Raw genomic sequence first — 3,239 nt, 5'->3', positions numbered from 1 at the left:
GACCGCACCGCGGCCGTGAGCGCGGTCCCGACCAGCGCGAGCACCGCGATGTGGACCACCGCCACCACGGGCCCCGGGGCGCCCAGGACGTCGAGCAGCGGCCGGGCGTTGGCGAGCACGATCAGACCACCCGCGGCGGTCCCGAGCAGCCGGGGCGGGATCCGGCGCACCAGCACGGCACCGATCGGGGCGGCCAACATGCCGCCCACCAGCAGGCCCAGCACCACGGCGAAGTTCATACCGTGCAGGGACAGCGCCGCGAGGAAGGCCAGGCTCGCCGCGACCGTCACCACGAACTCGGCCGCCTGCACCGAGCCGACGACCTTGCGGGGCTCCAACCGCCCGCTCGACAGCAGCGTCGTGGTGGCCACCGGACCCCACCCGCCGCCACCGGCGGCGTCGACGAACCCCGCGACCAGACCGAGCGGGGCGAGGAACCGGGCGCCGGGGCGCCGTTCGGTGATCAACCTGCCCAGCCGGAGGAACGCGAATCGCACCAGCACGTACAGCCCGAGCAGGGAGAGGATCACGGTGATCCAGCCCGTCGCGAGCCCGACCGGCAGCGCGACCAGCACCACCGCCCCGACCACCGCGCCCACGGCGCCCGGACCGGCGAGGATCCCGACCGTGCGCCAGTCGACGTTGGCCAGCCGCCAGTGCGACACGCCGGAGGCCAGTGACGTGCCGACCTGCGCGAAGTGCGCCGAGGCCGACGCGAGGGCGGGGGCGGTGCCGAGCGCGACCAACGCGGTGGTCGACGTCATGCCGTACCCCATGCCCAGCGTGCCGGAGACGAACTGGGCACCGAACCCGGCCAGCGCGACCAGCAGCAGCGTGGCCATACCGCGGGCCGCCGCTAGAGGATCGGGGCGGGCGTGTAGGCCGCGGCGTCCGGGAACCGGCGCACGATCCCGGCCACCCGGCCCGCCACGGCCTCCACCTGGTCGGCCGCGGTGCCGGTGAACGACAACCGGTCGTCGAGCAGCGCGTTCAGGTCGTCCACCCCCAGCGGGATGCGCTCGTCGGCGGCGAGGCGTTCGACGAGGTCGTTGTCGGCCTGCCCCCGTTCCCGCATGTCGAGCGCCACCGCCACGGCGTGCTCGCGGATCGCCTCGTGGGCGGTCTCCCGGCCGACACCCGCGCGCACCGCCGCCATCAGCACCTTGGTGGTCGCCAGGAACGGCAGGTAGCGGGCCAGCTCCCGGTCCACGACGGCGGGGAAGGCGCCGAACTCGTCCAGCACGGTCACGAACGTCTCCAGCAGGCCGTCCAGGGCGAAGAAGGCGTCCGGCAGCGCGACCCGGCGCACCACCGAGTCGGACACGTCCCCCTCGTTCCACTGGTCGCCCGCCAGTTCACCGACCATCGACAGGTGCCCCCGGAGCACCACGGCGAGCCCGTTCACCCGCTCGCACGAGCGCGTGTTCATCTTGTGCGGCATCGCGGACGACCCGACCTGCCCCGGGCGGAATCCCTCGGTCACCAGCTCGTGCCCGGCCATCAGCCGGATCGTGGTTGCCAGACTGGACGGTGCCGCGGCCACCTGCACGAGGGTGGAGACCACGTCGAAGTCGAGCGAACGGGGATACACCTGCCCGACGCTGGTCAGGACCTCGTCGAAGCCGAGATGGTCGGCCACCCGGCGCTCCAGTTCGGCCAGCCGCGAGGCGTCGCCGAGCAGGTCGAGCATGTCCTGCGCGGTGCCGACCGGTCCCTTGATCCCGCGCAGCGGGTAGCGGGCGATCAGCTCCTCCAGCCGCGTGAACGCCACCAGCAGTTCGTCGGCGGCCGTGGCGAACCGCTTGCCCAGCGTGGTGGCCTGCGCGGCCACGTTGTGCGAACGGCCCGCGAGCACGAGCCCCCCGTGCTCGGTGGCCAGGGCGGCCAGCCGGGACAGCACCGCCACCACCCGGTCCCGGACCAGCTCCAACGCGGCCCGCGCCTGCAGCTGTTCGACGTTCTCGGTGAGGTCCCGGGAGGTCATCCCCATGTGCACGTGCTCGTGCCCGGCCAGCGCGTTGAACTCCTCGATCCGCGCCTTCACGTCGTGCCTGCTCACCCGCTCGCGGGCGGCGATCGAGTCGAGGTCGACGGTGTCCCGGACCCGCCGGTAGTCCTCCAGCACGCCGTCGGGCACCGCGATGCCGAGGTCACGCTGGGCGGCGAGCACGGCGATCCACAGGTCACGTTCGAGGCGGACCTTGTGTTCGGGGGAGAACAACCGCACCAGCTCGGCCGAGGCGTAGCGGGCGGCGAGCACGTTCGGAATTCGGGGCTTGTCCGTCACGTGCTCAGGCTAGCCAGGGGCCGGTCCGCGTACGCCCCGCAGGGTGGGCACCGGCCGGGTCGGGCTCCCCCTGCCCCGGGCCCGTCCACACCGGAAGGACCGTCCGCACCGGTCACCCCGGGGCGTCGGAACCGCCCAGGACCTCGCGCAACACGCGGGCCGCGGCCGCGCGGGGGTCCGGGTCGACCTCGATCAGCGCGTTGACGACGGCGCCGTCCACCAGGGCGATGATGCGTTCGAGCCGGTCGGGGTCGACGTCGAACCCGGACCGCGTGAGGCTCTCGGTCAGCAACTCCCGCAGCTCCACCGCCAGCGTGCGCATCAGGGGTCGCAGGTGCGGTCGCCGTCCGGTACCGACCAGCCGTTCGTAGCGCAGCACCACGGCCTCGTGCTGGGGATCGGTCCCGAGCAGCTGGTCGAGCACCAGCTCGACCACGGTGTCCACGTTGCGCTGTTCGGTGCCGAGGCGGGCGAGCCGCTCGCGGCCCCTGGCCAGGTCGCGACGGCCGACGTGCTCGGTGGCGGCGTACACGAGGTCGTCGAGCGAGTCGAAGTAGTAGGTGGTCGAGGCCAACGGCAGTCCGGCCCGTTCGGCGACCGCGCGGTGGCGGATCGCGCCGAAACCGCCCTCCACCAGCAGCTCGGCGGCCGCGGCGACGAGAGCGGCGCGCCGACGCTCACCCTTCGGCGTACTCGCTGCGGAGGTCATGTCCGGTCAGTCTGCCACCCGGTACCGCGCGCGACGTCGCCTCGTCCGATCCGCTCGTTCCGTCGGGGCCGGTGTCCGGGCACCGCACGGCCGTTCACCGGGTCGCCGACTCCGCCACCGCCTCCGCGAGGGCGTCGAGGCGCGGACCGGCGCCCGGCCCCCGTTCCCCACCGTGGCCGGTGGGGGTGCGCAGGACGACCACGAGCGTCCCGTCCCCGGCACGGTGCTCGGCGACGTCGGTCC

At 73.9% G+C, this 3,239-nt stretch carries 3 protein-coding genes; all 3 read right to left on the bottom strand.

Translation table 11 applies throughout. The features are described 5' to 3' along the window. The coding region (locus ACTIR_RS0115725) for a sulfite exporter TauE/SafE family protein (protein WP_026454994.1) at positions 1–842 on the bottom strand (842 nt) is incomplete at its 3' end. A 14-nt stretch (positions 843–856) separates the two neighbouring features. Further along, on the bottom strand, positions 857–2,287 hold the full coding sequence (gene purB / locus ACTIR_RS0115720) for an adenylosuccinate lyase (protein ID WP_026454993.1): 1,431 nt from the start codon (positions 2,285–2,287) through the stop codon (positions 857–859). A gap of 112 nt (positions 2,288–2,399) precedes the next feature. Then, positions 2,400–2,996: a TetR/AcrR family transcriptional regulator gene (locus tag ACTIR_RS0115715; protein WP_026454992.1), complete on the bottom strand. Its 597-nt coding sequence runs from the start codon at positions 2,994–2,996 to the stop codon at positions 2,400–2,402. Positions 2,997–3,239 lie beyond the last annotated feature (243 nt).

The organism is Saccharomonospora iraqiensis subsp. iraqiensis (assembly GCF_000430445.1).
Lineage (GTDB): Bacteria > Actinomycetota > Actinomycetes > Mycobacteriales > Pseudonocardiaceae > Saccharomonospora > Saccharomonospora iraqiensis.
The sequence above is the reverse complement of the archived record's forward strand: the minus strand, read 5'-3'. Positions and strand labels throughout refer to the sequence as shown.

Excerpts from the sequence above, each read along its gene's own strand:
- ACTIR_RS0115715 (WP_026454992.1), bottom strand. The coding sequence starts at position 2,996 with ATGACCTCCGCAGCGAGTACGCCGAAGGGTGAGCGTCGGCGCGCCGCT.